Genomic DNA, 15,814 nt, shown 5'->3' with positions numbered 1-15,814 from the left:
TGGAGAAATACTCCACATTTAGAAAGGAGATTATTAATTTGAACGTTTTTAAACAACTTTACTACAGCTTATTTTCCCCAAATATGATGGCCCGGTTCCGTTTTCAAAAGCTAGGTAAGCCAATATTGTACGTATTTTTACTTATGTTCCTTTCTTCTGTGCCAGTTGGAATTATGACGGCTTTATCCTTTACAAACGCTTATGAGGATCTCAAAACACATATATCAGATTTACCAGAATTCACTTTAGAGGATGGATCTTTAACAAGTGAGCAGTCTGAACCGCTTATTCGACAAAATGATGGAAATACTTTTATTTTTGATGCGACAGACCAGACAAATCCTGATGATGTTGATCAATATGATTCCGTTATCGCTTTCCTAAAAGATCGTATAATCGTTGTAGATAGCGGCGCTAGACAAGAGTTTAATTACAGTAACTTTAGTTCGATGACGTTCACGAAGCAAGATGTTAATGAGTTAAGTAATAACCTAGACAACTTGCTCCCTATCTTTATTCCGTTACTGATATTCGTTATCTATTTGTTTCAAACCGGCCTTAAGTTTATAGGAGTTACCGTACTAGCTACAATTGGACTACTATTGAGAAGTATTACCGGAAGAAAAGCTTCTTATAAACAACTTTGGGTCTTATCTGTTTATTCAGTAACAATTCCAACGCTCTTCTTTGCGATTATGGCCCTCATTAAAACAGCAGTCCCTTTAGGATTCCTACTCTATTGGATGGTGGCCATCATGCTACTTTATCTTACGATTAAAGAAATCCCGTTACCAAAAAAACGGGTAACGAACGAGCGAGCAAATGATCCAACAGAAGAAAAATTTTGATAATTTACTCAAATCCCTTGCTTTTCACTTTAAAGTGATGTAGATTATGAAAAAAGCGACACAATAAAATTCCATATATTTTCAATTCTTATCAAGAGAAGCAGAGGGACTGGCCCTATGAAGCTTCAGCAACCACCGGATAATTTCCGGTAAGGTGCTAACTCCAGCAAGTTGATTTCAACTTGGAAGATAAGAAGAAGAGCAACCAAAGTCTTCTTCTTATAGAGGGCTTTTTTTTATTGCCCTTATTCAATGAAAAGGAGATTGATTATGTCGAATAAACAGTTAGAAACACTACTTGTCCAATTAGGTAATCATTCAGATACTAAAACCGGTGCGGTAAATCCTCCAGTGTACTTCTCCACATCGTATAGCCATGAAGGCATCGGTCAATCCACCGGATTCGATTATTCAAGAACCAAAAACCCGACACGATCCATTTTAGAATCCGCTATATCAGAACTCGAACATGGGGATCAGGGATTTGCTTTTAGTTCCGGAATGGCTGCGATTCAAGCAATCCTTGCCATATTCAAAAGCGGCGACCATATTCTCGTCTCAGATGATTTGTATGGTGGGACTTATCGATTATTTGCCCATGCTGAAAAACATTATGGTATCTCCTTCACATATTTTGATACACAAAGCAATGTACAACTTTCATCACTCCTAACTCACCGTACAAAAGCCATTTTTGTTGAGAATCCATCTAATCCATTAATGAAATTAACAGATCTTGAAAAAGTTGCACGGATAGCAGAAAACAGGGACCTATTATTTATTGTAGACAATACTTTGTTCACCCCTCTTCTACAAAACCCACTACTGCTTGGGGCGGATATCGTCGTGCATAGTGCCACTAAGTATTTAGGCGGTCATAATGATATTCTCGCAGGGCTTGTGGTTGCAAAAGGTGAGAATATTTGCGCTGAAATCCAACAATACCAAAACGGTGCAGGCGCTGTGCTTTCTCCTTTTGATTCCTGGTTATTAATGAGAGGCATGAAAACCTTGCCACTCAGAATGAAGCAGCATGAAGAGAATGCCAGAAAGGTAACTGAATTTTTAACGAATCATGAAGCAATAACAGACGTTTTTTATCCAGATAAAGGTGGGATTCTTTCTTTCAGATTGCGGTCCGAAGAATGGGTAGATCTCTTTCTTAGAAAATTAACACTTGTCACATTTGCTGAAAGTCTTGGAGGGGTAGAAAGCTTTATCACATATCCTTCAACGCAAACTCATGCTGAAATACCAGAAGACATCAGACTTGAAAAAGGGGTGTGCAATCGACTGCTACGTTTCTCTGTTGGGATTGAAAACATTGATGACTTAATACAGGACCTGAATCAAGCATTGTCCATTTTTAAAGAGGAGGTTGTACAAATTGACAAATACTGATTATACATTTCAAACAAAACTTCTTCATAACGATCACAAATTTAATAAAGCTACGGGAGCTGTTAGCGTCCCTATCCAACAGGCTTCTACATTTCATCAGGTGGATTTTGACCAACCAGGAAAATACGATTACAGTCGTTCAGGCAACCCCACTCGCGAAGCGCTTGAAGAAACAATTGCCAATCTTGAAGGTGGGGTTAAGGGATTTGCGTTTGCTTCTGGGATGGCCGCTATCGCCACCTCTTTTATGCTTCTTTCACAAAACGATCACGTTCTTATATCTGAAGACGTCTACGGTGGGACGTATCGCATGATTCACGACGTTCTCGGTAGATTTGGAATTAAACATACTTTTGTAGACATGACAGATTTAAATGAAGTGGCGAGAGGTATTCAATCCAATACTAAAGTAATCTATATCGAAACGCCTTCTAATCCTTTGCTGAAGGTAACTGACATTCAAGCCGTTGTTAAATTAGCTAAAGCGAATAATTGTTTAACATTTGTCGATAACACCTTTATGACACCTGCTCTACAACGTCCGTTAGACTTCGGAGCCGATATCGTATTGCATAGTGCTACGAAATTCATTTCAGGACATAGCGATGTCGTCGCTGGTCTTGCTGCCGTAAAAAGTGAGGAATTAGCGGAACAGCTTGCATTCCTGCAAAACTCGTTTGGATCGATCTTAAGCGCTCACGATTCCTGGTTAGTTCTCCGTGGCTTAAAAACATTGCATTGTCGACTAGATCAATCGTCTAGATCTGCGTTTCGTCTTGCGCATGCTCTTACTAAAGAAAAGATGGTAGAAGAAGTCTTTTATCCAGGGCTTTCTTATCACCCTGGTCACTCCACTCATATTTATCAAGCCGCTGGTCCTGGTGCAGTTTTGTCCTTTCGGTTACCTGATGAAAATGCCGTGCGTCTATTCACAAAGCATGTTCAAATTCCTGTTTTCGCGGTAAGTCTTGGTGCCGTAGAATCAATTCTCTCCTATCCAGCTAGAATGTCACATGCTTCTATGCCTCCTATAGAACGCAGAAAACGAGGCATCACAGATGGATTATTGCGATTGTCTGTGGGACTTGAAAATCCTGATGATTTATTAAAAGATTTCAAAAATGGATTTGCAGCTATTAGAAAGCAATACTCCGCTTCTGAAGCGAGTGGTCAACTATGAGTTTCCTTAATAAATTAAAAAACAATATTCTAATCGGTGATGGCGCGATGGGAACACTTCTCTATTCATATGGGGTAGATCAATGTTTTGAAGAGTTAAATCTATCGCAACCAGAGCAAGTCTTAAACATACACCGCGCATATATAGAAGCAGGTTCAGACGTGATACAAACGAACACCTATGGAGCAAACTACAGTAAATTAGCGAGATATGGTCTTGAAGATCATGTAAAAGAAATGAACACTGAAGCTGTTAAATTAGCTCGACAAGCAGCAAACAAAGCGACTTATGTATTTGGAACTATCGGTGGCATACGAGGAATCAATACTCAAAAGACTTCTCTTGATGAAATTAAACGTAGCTTTAGAGAACAGTTATACTGTCTTCTACTGGAGGGTGTTGACGGGATCTTACTCGAAACTTATTACGATCTTGAAGAGATTTCATCAGTCCTTGCGATTGCTCGAAAACAAACGAACCTCCCCATAATAGCTCAAGTTTCTATGCATGAACCCGGGGTTTTACAAAACGGGACCTCCCTTCCATCTGCTCTTAAACATTTAGAAGAGTCTGGAGCAGATGTGACAGGTGTTAATTGTAGACTAGGGCCATATCACATGATTCAAGCTTTTGAAGAGGTCCCCCTTTCAACTAGTTATCTCTCTGCTTATCCAAATGCAAGTTTACCCGACTATGAGGAGGGACGATTGGTTTATCCCACTGCCCCTGATTATTTTAAACAAAGTGCTGAATCTCTCCACAAACAAGGTGTTCGATTAATTGGAGGATGTTGTGGTACAACACCCGAACATATCGCTGCTGCTTCAAAAGCTTTAAAGGGAACAAAACCTATTACTCATAAAAAAATAGAAGTAATAGCTAAAGAAATGACACAAACCGAAAACAACATAGAACGTTTGCCCCACTTGCATGAAATTGCTCAAAAGCAACGTTCTGTTATCGTAGAGCTTGATCCGCCTAAGAAACTAAATACAAAGAAGTATCTCCAGGGTACGAAGGCTTTACAAGAAGTCGGAGTAGATGCTATTACACTAGCCGATAATTCCCTTGCCTCACCTCGTATTTGCAATACAGCTATGGCATCAACTATTCAGTCACAATTTAATGTTCGCCCTCTCGTGCACATAGCTTGTAGAGACCGAAATATTATCGGATTACAATCGCATATAATGGGGCTTCATACACTGGGAATTAATCAAGTACTCGCTGTTACTGGAGACCCTACAAAAATAGGAGATTTTCCAGGTGCAACTTCTGTATATGACGTCTCATCTTTCGATCTTATACGGTTAATCAAACAATTCAACAGCGGGTTGTCTTACTCCGGTAAATCACTTGGGATGAAGACTTCCTTTTCGATCGCAGCAGCTTTTAACCCTAATGTTCGCCATCTTGACCGAGCTGTCGCAAGACTTGAGAAAAAACAACAGTATGGAGCGGATTATTTTATTAGTCAGCCTATCTATAGCGAAGAACAATTAATAGAAGTACATGAAGCTACAAAACATTTAACTTGCCCAATTTACATCGGAATCATGCCGTTAACAAGCTATCGAAATGCCGAATTCCTGCATAATGAAGTACCAGGAATAAAATTATCTGATTCAATACGTAAGCGAATGTCCACAGCCACCGATGCCAGTGAGTCACAAAATGAAGGACTCGCCATCGCAAAGTCCTTAATTGATACAGCATTCGATTTATTCAATGGCATTTATTTAATAACACCGTTCTTGCGCTACGAATTAACAGTAGAATTAACTCGTTACATTAAAGAAAAAACTCGTATTGAAGAAGAAAGGAAGATTCATAGTGGTCTACCCCTCATTTGAAGATCTACTTAAGAAGAGAATTCTTGTTCTTGATGGAGCCATGGGAACAATGATTCAACAGGCTAATCTTAAGCCCGCTGATTTTGGTGGTGAAGATTACGAAGGCTGTAACGAATACTTATCTTTAACAAGACCAGATCTTATCTCCTCAATTCATGATGATTACTTAGCTTGTGGTGCTGATATTATTGAAACGAACACTTTCGGAGCGACCGATCTCGTTCTCGACGAATATAATCTTGGCCATCTTGCTGAAAAGCTTAACTACACATCTGCCATTCTAGCAAAAGAAGCAGTTTCAAAAGTGACGACATTTGATAAGCCCCGTTTTGTAGCTGGTTCAATGGGGCCAACAACAAAAACATTATCTGTTACAGGTGGCACTACATTTGAAGCTCTATGCCGATCCTATCAATTACAAGCAAAAGGATTACTAGAAGGTGGCGTAGATCTCCTCCTTGTTGAAACAAGTCAGGATATGCTAAATGTTAAAGCTGCTTTTATTGGAATTTCAAAATCTTTTAAAGAAAGCAAACGTTCTGTTCCCCTTATCATTTCTGGTACTATCGAACCGATGGGAACAACTCTCGCAGGTCAAAGCATTGAAGCTTTTTATTTATCACTCGAACACATGAACCCAGCTGTTGTTGGTCTAAATTGTGCAACAGGACCAGAATTTATGAGAGATCACCTTCGCTCTCTATCAGACCTTGCCACAACTTCTGTGAGTTGCTATCCAAATGCGGGTCTTCCAGATGAAGAGGGGCAATATCATGAAACGCCAGAAAGTTTGGCATCAAAAATTAGAGGATTTGCGGAAAAAGGCTGGCTAAATGTAGTTGGCGGTTGTTGTGGAACGACACCTGCTCATATCAAAGCGATATCAGATTCTGTGAAAAATGTTCAGCCTAGAAAAGCACCTCACTCCCACCCGCACGCAATTTCAGGGATTGAGCCATTTATCTATGATGAAAATACAAGACCTGTTCTTGTCGGAGAGCGGACAAATGTGATTGGTTCGCGGAAATTCAAACGTCTTATAGCTGAGGAGAAATTTGAAGAGGCTTCTGAAATAGCTCGCTCACAAGTAAAAAAAGGAGCGCAGGTTATCGATATTTGCCTAGCAAATCCTGATAGTGACGAACTTGCAGATATTGAGAATTTCATGAAATATGTTGTAAATAAAGTAAAAACTCCTCTTATCATTGACTCAACAGATGACGCGGTGATTGAAAAAGCCCTTTCTTATTCACAAGGAAAAGCGATCATCAACTCAATTAACCTCGAGGATGGAGAAGAACGATTTGAAGCTGTCACTCCTCTTATTCATAAATATGGCGCCGCCGTTGTAGTTGGCACTATTGATGAGATAGGGATGGCGATAACAGCTGAACGTAAGCTTGAAGTTGCTAAACGCTCACATGAGCTACTCATTTCTAAATACGGTCTCAAATCTTCGGATATCATTTTTGATCCGCTTGTTTTTCCGATCGGAACAGGCGATGAACAATACATCGGCTCAGCTTCTGAAACAATTGAAGGGATAAAGCTTATTAAAGAAGCCCTCCCGGACTGTCAGACTATACTCGGAATTAGCAATGTATCATTCGGGCTTCCTCCTGTAGGGAGAGAAGTACTAAACGCTGCCTATTTATACCACTGTACAAAAGCAGGATTAGATTACGCAATTGTAAACACTGAGAAATTAGAACGATACGCTTCCATTTCTGATAAAGAAGTTCGGCTTGCAGATGAACTTCTTTTCGAAACAAACGACATGACTCTTGCTGATTTTACAGCTTATTATCGTGGTAAAAAGAAAGAAAGCAAAGTACAAACGTCGAACCTCACGCTTCAAGAACGACTTAGTTTATATGTAGTAGAAGGAACAAAAGAAGGTTTGCTGCAAGATTTAGAAAAAGCCCTTAATGAATACAGTTCTCCACTTCAAATTATCAATGGACCTCTAATGAATGGGATGGCAGAGGTGGGTAAATTATTTAATGATAACCAATTAATTGTTGCTGAGGTACTCCAAAGTGCAGAGGTGATGAAAGCTTCCGTCGCTTTCCTCGAACCTCACATGGAAAAAGAAGATGCCTCCCATACTAAAGGGAAAGTATTATTAGCAACCGTTAAAGGCGATGTTCATGATATTGGTAAGAACCTAGTTGAAATAATATTAAGTAATAATGGTTTTGAGGTGGTTGACCTTGGAATCAAGGTTACCCCTACCGATCTTATTCATCAGATTCAGGAGCAACAGCCAGATTTTGTTGGACTTTCAGGACTATTAGTGAAATCTGCCCAACAAATGGTTCTGACCGCTCAAGATATGAAGCAAGCTAAAATATCTATACCAATTATGGTAGGCGGTGCGGCTCTATCACGTAAATTTACCGATAATAAAATTTCAGCTGAGTACGATGGACCTGTTTTTTATGCAAAGGACGCAATGGAAGGACTATCGCTTTCCAATCGGCTAAGTAATGAAGAAGAAAAAAGAACTCTTATGGAAGAGCATTCTAAAAAAAGAGCTACTCAACCTGTCATAGAAAGGAAAACTAGCTCTAATAACAGAACGGCAGTTGCTGTTAAACCTGTTTCTAATGTAACGACTGATGTGCAGGTTTATCAGCCGTACGACCTTGAGCCACATATTTTAAGGAATCACTCTGTTGCACATATTGAGCCATATATAAATATGCAGATGTTAATTGGACATCACCTGGGTCTTAAAGGGAAGGTATCAAGACTATTAGAGGAAAAAAACGAGAAGGCTGTTCATTTAAAAGAAGTGGTTGATCAGCTGTTAACTCGAGCGAAAAAAGAAAATTGGATACAGCCCTCAGCGAAGTATCAGTTCTTCCCAGCACAGTCCAATGGGAATGAAGTGATCATTTACTCTCCACATGATCATCAAACAGTTATTGAACGGTTTTCATTTCCTCGTCAGCAAAAAGAACCTTTCTTATGTCTTGCTGACTACCTTCGTTCGGTATCAAGTGGTGAAATGGATTATGTTGGATTCTTTGCTGTTACAGCGGGAAGAGGAATTCGTGAACGTTCTCTAGAGTTAAAAAATAAAGGTGATTATCTGGAAAGTCATGCACTACAAGCATTAGCTCTAGAGACTGCTGAAGGTCTTGCTGAACACATTCATCAGTTGATGAGAGATAAATGGGGATTCCCAGATCCCACAGATTTCACTATGCAGAATCGATTTTCAGCAAAATATCAGGGACAACGCTTTTCTTTTGGATACCCTGCTTGCCCCGAACTCGAAGATCAAAACAAGTTATTTGCACTCATTCATCCCCAAGACATTGGGATTGAATTAACAGATGGATGTATGATGGAGCCCGAAGCCTCTGTCACTGCAATGGTTTTCGCTCACCCAGAAGGAAGATACTTTAACGTTTTATAAGAAACAAAAGGAGGAGCTAGGGCTCCTCCTTTTGTTTCTTATGGTAATTTTAAGATCGCTTCAAACGTATCATTGATGATCTTGAAATAGAAAAATAGTTTAAGCGAATCAATAGCATGTGATTAAAGAAATGTCTTATTCATAGCTTTTTCTAAAATGTCCTTCTTTTCACTTTCACACATGTGATTGTTCTTTATTTCCAGCCTTTTCTTATATAAACTCTCTACATACTGTCCATATGACTGGTCATATTGCAACGAAAGGTCATCTCGAATTTTCTTCGCGAGCAACGGACTTGCTCCACCTGTGACAACAGATATCACTAGTCTTCCTCGCCTCAACGTTGCAGGTAGAGACACGTTACCTCTGTCAGCCTGATGTGATGCATTAACTAGCTGATTATCTTCGGCATGTTTGACAACAAATTCATTCACATCATACAAATTGGTCGCCACAATAATTAAAAACGCATTATGTAGATCACACTCCCTAACTGCGCGTTCCATCAGGGTAATATTGTCAGAATCCACATATTTCTTAATGTCAATGTGAATATCAGGGCTTACTACTTTTAGATTCGCGCCGCAACCAAGTAGACCTTTGAGCTTCCTAAGTGCGATACGCCCCCCTCCAACAATGACAACTTTTTTTCCTACCAGGTTAAGGGTAACCGGATATTCCCTCATACCTTTACCTCCATCTCATATGCTTCTATTACTCTTTCTTTCAATACATCTTTCAAAAATTCATGGTAGCCAAGGTAATGACAAAGATAGAAATCTGGACCATCTCCATCTAACTTACTTATTTTATGTTCCATTTCTCTCATTAGAACACCTGTAAATAAAAGATAAGGAATGACAAAGATCTGACTATTAGTGCCGTTTTTAGCGTGTTTAATTCCTTCATCAAAGGTTGGAGTTGCAGCTGCAAGATAGCACACAGAGACCTTTTTAAATCTCATCTTTTCAAGGATTCGCCTTGCGATTCGATCTAAATCTCTTATTGTATCAGGATCACTACTTCCTCTCCCTACAAGTAGAGCACTTGCATCTTGTTGAATGGAAACTCCTGTCTCCCTTACTCTTTCTTCTATAATAGAGATCAACTTATCGTGAACTCCGAAAGGACATCCCATGTGAAAAGTTATGGATGGAAATTCTTTAGAAACGCGCTCTACTTCATTCGGAATGTCCTTCTTTACATGAGTTGCTGCAAGTAATAAGACGGGTACTACCACGATTTCTTTCGCACCTTGTTGTACACATGTTGATATACCTTGATAAATATCGGGCTTCGATAGCTCAAGAAAACATGTCTCTTGGATTGGATACCCAAGTTCTTTTTTACACTTCTCAACAAATTCTACCGCTTGATTTTTTCCTTCTTTCACGCGACTACCGTGACATATATATAGAACGGCTTTCACTATCCACCACCTCCTATAAGGCGCTAACGACCGACCTAGTGCTTTGTTCATCTCGTGACATTTTCTCAAACCAATTCAGTTTCGACCTTAAGTTTACCACTTCACCCACGATAATCATGCTTGGGTTTTGCACTCCTGCTTTCTTTACATCTTCTGTTATTGTCTCAAGGGTACCCGTTACCGTTTGTTGCGTTTGTGTTGTTCCCCAGTGAACAAGCGCAACAGGAGTTTCTTTATTCCTTCCATATTTTCGAAGCATCGAGCAAATATAAGGTAAATTTTTCACTCCCATATAAATGGCGAGTGTATCTATACCTTTCGCAAGACTCTCCCAGCGCAATTCTTCTTCTTCGCCTTCTTTACGGTGACCAGTTACAAATGCAAATGTTGAACTTAGTTCACGATGTGTTACTGGAATGCCTGCATACATAGGAGCAGCAATACCAGAAGTAATTCCTGGAACGATTTCAAAGGGGATTCCATGGTTTGAAAGGACTTCGGCTTCTTCACCACCTCGACCATAAACAAAAGGGTCTCCTCCTTTTAACCTTGTGACCACTTTCCCTTTAAGGGCATGCTTTACGAGAAAACGATTTATGGTTTCCTGTTTTAGTGTGTGGTAATCAGGTAACTTACCGCAGTAAATTAACTCGACCCCTTCTTTTGCGTAATCCAGAAGGTCTTTATTGATTAAGCGATCATAGAGGATCACATCAGCCTGCTCAATACACTTTACGCCTTTCACTGTAATTAAGTCGATGTCTCCTGGTCCTGCGCCAACTAGATAAACTTTCCCCATCTGATTTCCTCCTCCACGAGATGATTTTATTCTTTAAAATCACTTAAGCTCAAAAGTTATTGATTTATAATCAACCCTTGCTTTACTAAATAGGACATCACTTTATTAGCACATTCTTCTCTGGAGTGGTTGTCCGTATCAATGGTGATTTCGGGATTGATCGGTACTTCGTAAGGAGATGATACGCCTGTGAAGTGAGGAATCTCGCCACTACGAGCTTTTTTGTATAATCCTTTAGGATCTCGACTCTCACACTCATTTATTGGACATTTCACATATACCTCAATAAATTCACCTTGTTGCAGAAGTTCACGTACTACTTGTCTATCACTATGGAACGGGGAAATAAATGCAGTGATTGCGAATTGACCGCTATCAACTAGTAGTTTAGACACCTCCCCAATACGTCTAATATTTTCCTTGCGATCTTCTTCTCGAAAACCAAGATCCTTATTTAAACCCTGACGGATATTATCACCGTCTAGAACATAGCTTTGGACGTTTAATTCATGAAGCTTCCTTGAAACATCATTTGCCAGTGTTGATTTCCCGGAACCAGACAAACCTGTAAAGAAGAGTACTGCACTTTTATGCTGATTTCTCTGCTGCCTCATTTCTTTTGTTACCACTGTATCGTGCCAGGTTAAATTATTGTTCACTGTCATCTCAAATCTCCCCCTTATGCGTTCACTGTCTTCTCACTCATTCCTTTAATTAGTACCTCCACAACCTCAGGACGACTAAATGTTGCCGGAGGCTGCTCCCCATTTCGTAAAAGGGCACGTACTTTAGTACCTGATAAAATGACGTGATGCTCATTCCCATGCGGGCACGTTTTGGCCGAAGCCATGCTATCGCACTTCTCACAGTAGAAACTGTGTTCAAAGAAGAGTGGTGTAATTCCTAATTCCTCGCTTGTAAATTGACTAAAGATTCTCTGGGCATCATAAGTGCCATAGTAATCACCTACTCCGGCATGATCTCTCCCCACAATAAAATGTGTGCATCCAAAGTTTTTTCGAACAAGCGCATGAAAGATTGCCTCTCTTGGCCCTGCATACCGCATAGCAGCAGGGAAGACACCAAGATGCACACGATCTTCAGGGTAATAGTTCTTAAGTAGAACTTCATAGCTTTCCATTCGAATTTCTGCTGGTATATCATCTGATTTGGTTTCACCTACAAGAGGATTCAAGAACAAGCCATCCACTGTTTCAAGTGCGGTCTTTTGAATATACTCATGCGCTCGATGAACTGGATTTCTTGTTTGAAATCCTACAACTTTCTTCCAGCCCTGACGTTCAAAATAATCTCTTGTTTCAGATGGATCATAATGATAGCGGTCAAACTTGCCTTTTTCGGTTCTTTTAATAAGTGTAATTGGTCCACCAATGTAAACATCTGGTCTATCGTAAAATTTTTTCACTCCTGGATGTTCACTGTCCTCTGTTAAATACACGTGGCGCGCCTCCACTCCCTTATCAGGAGTATATTTGGATTCCACTTCTATTGTGCCGTACACAGTCCCATTATTAGTTAACTTCACTTTATCACCAATTACGATCTCAGCAGCTCGTTCGTGCGTAACTGGCAACGTAATAGGAATGCTCCATGGCAACCCGCTTTCTAATTTGAGGTGATGAACGACTGACGTATACTCATTTTCATTAAGAAAACCAGTTAACGGACTATACGCTCCAGTTCCGATTAATTCCAGATCACTTAACGCAGTAGTGTCTAGCTCAATTTCTTGAATAATCCCATCAATTTCAGTATTAGGTTTGTAACGGTTAATCAATGTTCCTCCATGCGCGTTAATTGTTGCCATCTTAATCCCTCCAAATTGAATTTATTATAAGCTTCCTTCGTCTTGTAATGTCCCCTTTTGAGAGCGAATCGATCGAATTAAACTTCCTGACCCAAGCGTCGCTAGAATAACGCTGCCAATTGCAATTAATGTATATAAATCACTTTCTAAAAAAAGTTTGATCATACTATAAGAAATAACTAAAGAAAAAACCGGTGAAACTGCCCAAACTTTAATCATTCGCGTAATGACATCTTTCTGCCAAAGCTGAAATCCATCTTTAGCCGTTCCAATACCAATGATCGATGAGGTGGTAATCTGGGTAAGCGGCACCGGAATCCCAAATAAGGAAGCTCCAATCACAAGTCCAGCGCTCGTACCTGATATAGCACAACCTTCACCAAGTGAAAACTTTGTGATGCGATAACCATTCGTTTCAATAACACGTTTACCAAATACTAAAGCACCTAAAGCAACAAAAGCTCCCCCAAGAAATGCCCCGTGAGAAAGGGATAAAACACCCGCTCCAACTAGCGGTCCAATCGCATTTGCGACGTTATTCATTCCTGCTGAAAAAGCTTCTAGAAAACCGGCTACAATTAAAAAAATGGTGAGTGGCTTTTGCCAATTTGAAGTAAGTTTGATTCTTTGTTTTAAAAGACCTAAAAATTTCCCCACACTGAGAGCTGTAGCAAAAGCAATAACTGGTATAACGATCCACAACAACATAATGAACATCACATTCTGAAAGTACAAAGCACGGTAAGCAATACCAACTCCTACCACTGCGCCCACAGTAACTTCACTTGTTGATAATGGAATCCCCATCATATTTGCTAGAAAGAGCGCTGTTGTAGCTGAAATGAAAATAATCAAGATAACCTTTAGACTGAGTACGGAAGAAGGTATAATGCCACTCCCCATTGTTTTAATAACATTACCTCCACCTAATGTGGCACCACCAACAATCCCAATCGCACAAACACTCAGTGCTACACTTCTTCTTTTAATCGCTCCAGCCCCGTAAGCCACTCCCATCGATGCCGCAGCTCCACTAGCGCCAATATTCATAGCAAAAAAGAGAGCCACCGTAATAACTAAGGTTGTCATGACCGTCACCGATTTGGTGCTGAATCAAGATGCAAGCCGCATTCCGTTTTTTCCTGATTTGCCCATCTCCCAGCTCTAGAATCACTACCTTCCAATACGCTTTCAGTGCATACCGCACATCCTATACTTGGGTAGCCTTTATTATGCAGGGGATTGTATGGTAAATCCTTTTCGTACACGTACCTCCAAACATCTTTCCATGTCCAATGAATAAGTGGACAAACCTTAATCGCCTGAAACTTATCATCTCTATTGAAATAATTTGTCTTTTGTCTGAGTGGCGACTGCTCTCTCCTTAACCCTGAGATCCAGGCACTTACATGATCTAATTCTTCATGCAATGGTATGATCTTTCTCAAATTGCAGCACTGTCCCGGGTCTCGCTCCCATAGAGCATCTCCTTTACTTAATGCCTGTTCCTCGACCGACTCCTTTGGTTGCTTTAACTTAATATTTAGAGATGGATATTTGGCTTTTACTTTATTAATTAGCTCATAAGTCTCATCAAAATGGAGACCTGTATCCAGAAAAACAATTTTCGCGTTCTGGTTTATTCGGGAAATCAAATCAATTAGAACGACACCCTCAACACCGAAACTACAAGCATATACAATATCATCTTGGTAAATTTGATACGCCCGCTTCAGAACTTCAAGAGCCCCTTTCGTTTCTGATTCAACGTTGAATTCAGGTTCCTTTCCCGACCAATTATCATAGAACCAATTCATTTCTAACCCTCCCAATTCCGATCAAGGAAATATATTTTAAAGTTTAAAAAAAGAGGCGATTCTAACCTTTAGGGTTAGAATCGCCTCTAGTTTCTCTAGTCAGCGCCAATATTAAAGTCGTTCTTTTTCTTTTCTTTCAAGTTGAACAACTTTCCCATCTTGAACAACAAGCGTAATTGATCCAAATTTCAACGAACTTAGCATTCGTTCTATGCGTACAGCAACGTCTGAAAAATTCTGGTCTTTCGTTCCCATCATGCAACCTCCCTTTGTCGTAATAATCATGAGGAGAAGCTTATAAATGAAAAAAGCCTTCCCAAATTGGAAAGACAGATCAGGTTACCTTAATTCACCTTATCTTCCAAAATGGACTCCATTTTGCTGGAAGTAGCACCTTGCCAATCAGGCAGGTTGCTGGACGTCAACGGGCCAGTCCCTCGGTCTCTCTTGATAAGTTATTTTCTAAATCTTAACTATTATCTAACAACATGTCAACCCTAGTTTAGAGATCGGGATAAAGGGATTAGAAAAGAATATGAAAAAATCCCCGAATCTATGACTCGGGGACCATTTTAAATTGGATGGCGTTTACTTTCTTCTTTTTTCTCTTCTATTAATATACGCGTACCATCTACAGACGTAATAACTACTGCCGTATCCTTATCGATCCAACTTCCAACAGAAATGGCGCTATACTTTTTCTCATTGACTTGTATTGTTCCACTTGGTCGAAATGGAGTAATTGTCATAGCCGATTCTCCAACTAAACTCTTATACTCAGAGTTCATGGAATTATACCCCATTTCACTGCTTAACCGATCCTTTAACGTCATTTTCGTCCACATAGAGCGTGCGGGGAAAACACGCAAAAACAGGAATGAAGCAGCTGTACCAATTAAAAAACCACTTGAAACGAGAAGTCCATAAAGGAAAGTTGGAGAAGGAATGGCCACGGCTGTAACCATCATAATTAATCCAATCAAACCAAATGTACCATCGTTGAGTAATTTCCCATCAAGAATAACTAAGCCTAAACCAACAGCAAACACAAGTCCCATCCAGAGAATTGATGATAAAGAAGTAAGATGGAAACTAAAATAAAATGTGAGCAATAGTATTCCGATCAATCCAAAAATACCTTTTACACGAACAAGTAACTCAGCAAACAAGAATAGCACGCTAAGTAAGACGATAAGAAAGCCAACTGCTGGCAAAGATAGAATTTCCATCCT

14 protein-coding genes and 2 riboswitches are annotated in these 15,814 nt (G+C 39.8%); of the genes, 5 read left to right on the top strand and 9 right to left on the bottom strand.

Annotated elements, in window-relative coordinates:
- Positions 1 to 38 precede the first annotated feature (38 nt).
- The 5 genes from ABVF21_RS11975 (at position 39) to metH (ending at position 8,709) form a co-directional block, all read left to right on the top strand.
- Entirely contained in the window at positions 39 to 848 is an 810-nt protein-coding gene (locus tag ABVF21_RS11975) for a DUF1189 domain-containing protein (protein ID WP_371018251.1), read from the top strand.
- An 85-nt stretch (positions 849 to 933) separates the two neighbouring features.
- Positions 934 to 1,044: riboswitch (SAM riboswitch) on the top strand.
- A 74-nt stretch (positions 1,045 to 1,118) separates the two neighbouring features.
- Positions 1,119 to 2,249 (top strand): methionine biosynthesis PLP-dependent protein, encoded by a 1,131-nt coding sequence (locus ABVF21_RS11970; protein WP_371018250.1) that lies wholly within the window; start codon positions 1,119 to 1,121, stop codon positions 2,247 to 2,249.
- A complete protein-coding gene (metC, locus tag ABVF21_RS11965) occupies positions 2,236 to 3,429 on the top strand; it encodes a cystathionine beta-lyase (RefSeq protein ID WP_371018249.1) in 1,194 nt (397 codons plus the stop codon). The genes ABVF21_RS11970 and metC overlap by 14 nt, the downstream gene beginning before the upstream one ends.
- Positions 3,426 to 5,282, top strand: coding sequence for a bifunctional homocysteine S-methyltransferase/methylenetetrahydrofolate reductase (locus tag ABVF21_RS11960; RefSeq protein ID WP_303530597.1), 1,857 nt, complete (start codon positions 3,426 to 3,428; stop codon positions 5,280 to 5,282). The genes metC and ABVF21_RS11960 overlap by 4 nt, the downstream gene beginning before the upstream one ends.
- A 40-nt stretch (positions 5,283 to 5,322) precedes the next feature.
- A complete protein-coding gene (gene metH / locus ABVF21_RS11955) occupies positions 5,323 to 8,709 on the top strand; it encodes a methionine synthase (protein WP_371018280.1) in 3,387 nt (1,128 codons plus the stop codon).
- 122 nt (positions 8,710 to 8,831) lie between these two features.
- On the opposite strand, the gene ABVF21_RS11950 is transcribed toward metH, so the two are convergent.
- From ABVF21_RS11950 to ABVF21_RS11910, 9 genes are all read right to left on the bottom strand, one after another.
- Positions 8,832 to 9,395, bottom strand: coding sequence for an NAD(P)-dependent oxidoreductase (locus ABVF21_RS11950; protein WP_303530595.1), 564 nt, complete (start codon positions 9,393 to 9,395; stop codon positions 8,832 to 8,834).
- Complete coding sequence (locus tag ABVF21_RS11945) at positions 9,392 to 10,138, bottom strand: sirohydrochlorin chelatase (RefSeq protein WP_371018248.1); 747 nt, start codon at positions 10,136 to 10,138, stop codon at positions 9,392 to 9,394. Before ABVF21_RS11945 ends, ABVF21_RS11950 begins: the two co-directional genes overlap by 4 nt.
- A gap of 13 nt (positions 10,139 to 10,151) precedes the next feature.
- The gene (gene cobA, locus ABVF21_RS11940; protein ID WP_371018247.1) at positions 10,152 to 10,937 is read right to left on the bottom strand and encodes a uroporphyrinogen-III C-methyltransferase; all 786 of its coding nucleotides are present in this window, start codon (positions 10,935 to 10,937) and stop codon (positions 10,152 to 10,154) included.
- Between the two features lie 56 nt (positions 10,938 to 10,993).
- Positions 10,994 to 11,602, bottom strand: a complete 609-nt coding sequence (gene cysC / locus ABVF21_RS11935; RefSeq protein ID WP_306558356.1) for an adenylyl-sulfate kinase — start codon at positions 11,600 to 11,602, stop codon at positions 10,994 to 10,996.
- Positions 11,603 to 11,616: 14 nt separating this feature from the next.
- Positions 11,617 to 12,765, bottom strand: a complete 1,149-nt coding sequence (gene sat / locus ABVF21_RS11930) for a sulfate adenylyltransferase (protein ID WP_303530592.1) — start codon at positions 12,763 to 12,765, stop codon at positions 11,617 to 11,619.
- 24 nt (positions 12,766 to 12,789) lie between these two features.
- On the bottom strand, positions 12,790 to 13,854 hold the full coding sequence (locus ABVF21_RS11925) for an inorganic phosphate transporter (RefSeq protein WP_371018246.1): 1,065 nt from the start codon (positions 13,852 to 13,854) through the stop codon (positions 12,790 to 12,792).
- A gap of 5 nt (positions 13,855 to 13,859) precedes the next feature.
- Positions 13,860 to 14,582: a phosphoadenylyl-sulfate reductase gene (locus ABVF21_RS11920; protein ID WP_303530588.1), complete on the bottom strand. Its 723-nt coding sequence runs from the start codon at positions 14,580 to 14,582 to the stop codon at positions 13,860 to 13,862.
- A 111-nt stretch (positions 14,583 to 14,693) separates the two neighbouring features.
- The gene (locus tag ABVF21_RS11915) at positions 14,694 to 14,837 is read right to left on the bottom strand and encodes a YezD family protein (protein WP_194222197.1); all 144 of its coding nucleotides are present in this window, start codon (positions 14,835 to 14,837) and stop codon (positions 14,694 to 14,696) included.
- A 96-nt stretch (positions 14,838 to 14,933) separates the two neighbouring features.
- Positions 14,934 to 15,039, bottom strand: a riboswitch (SAM riboswitch).
- Positions 15,040 to 15,154: 115 nt separating this feature from the next.
- On the bottom strand, positions 15,155 to 15,811 hold the full coding sequence (locus tag ABVF21_RS11910) for an NfeD family protein (protein ID WP_303530586.1): 657 nt from the start codon (positions 15,809 to 15,811) through the stop codon (positions 15,155 to 15,157).
- Positions 15,812 to 15,814: the final 3 nt, after the last annotated feature.

Source organism: Pseudalkalibacillus sp. JSM 102089 (assembly GCF_041366475.1).
In the GTDB taxonomy this organism is placed as follows: domain Bacteria; phylum Bacillota; class Bacilli; order Bacillales; family Guptibacillaceae; genus Guptibacillus; species Guptibacillus hwajinpoensis_B.
The sequence above is the reverse complement of the archived record's forward strand: the minus strand, read 5'-3'. Positions and strand labels throughout refer to the sequence as shown.

Bases quoted from the DNA above. Each gene is read 5' to 3' on its own strand.
- ABVF21_RS11960 (WP_303530597.1), top strand. From the start codon at position 3,426: ATGAGTTTCCTTAATAAATTAAAAAACAATATTCTAATCGGTGATGGC.
- cobA (WP_371018247.1), bottom strand. From the start codon at position 10,937: ATGGGGAAAGTTTATCTAGTTGGCGCAGGACCAGGAGACATCGACTTA.
- ABVF21_RS11970 (WP_371018250.1), top strand. From the start codon at position 1,119: ATGTCGAATAAACAGTTAGAAACACTACTTGTCCAATTAGGTAATCAT.
- sat (WP_303530592.1), bottom strand. From the start codon at position 12,765: ATGGCAACAATTAACGCGCATGGAGGAACATTGATTAACCGTTACAAA.
- metH (WP_371018280.1), top strand. From the start codon at position 5,323: ATGGGAACAATGATTCAACAGGCTAATCTTAAGCCCGCTGATTTTGGT.
- ABVF21_RS11950 (WP_303530595.1), bottom strand. From the start codon at position 9,395: ATGAGGGAATATCCGGTTACCCTTAACCTGGTAGGAAAAAAAGTTGTC.
- cysC (WP_306558356.1), bottom strand. From the start codon at position 11,602: ATGACAGTGAACAATAATTTAACCTGGCACGATACAGTGGTAACAAAA.
- ABVF21_RS11915 (WP_194222197.1), bottom strand. From the start codon at position 14,837: ATGGGAACGAAAGACCAGAATTTTTCAGACGTTGCTGTACGCATAGAA.
- ABVF21_RS11920 (WP_303530588.1), bottom strand. From the start codon at position 14,582: ATGAATTGGTTCTATGATAATTGGTCGGGAAAGGAACCTGAATTCAAC.
- ABVF21_RS11910 (WP_303530586.1), bottom strand. From the start codon at position 15,811: ATGGAAATTCTATCTTTGCCAGCAGTTGGCTTTCTTATCGTCTTACTT.
- ABVF21_RS11925 (WP_371018246.1), bottom strand. From the start codon at position 13,854: ATGACAACCTTAGTTATTACGGTGGCTCTCTTTTTTGCTATGAATATT.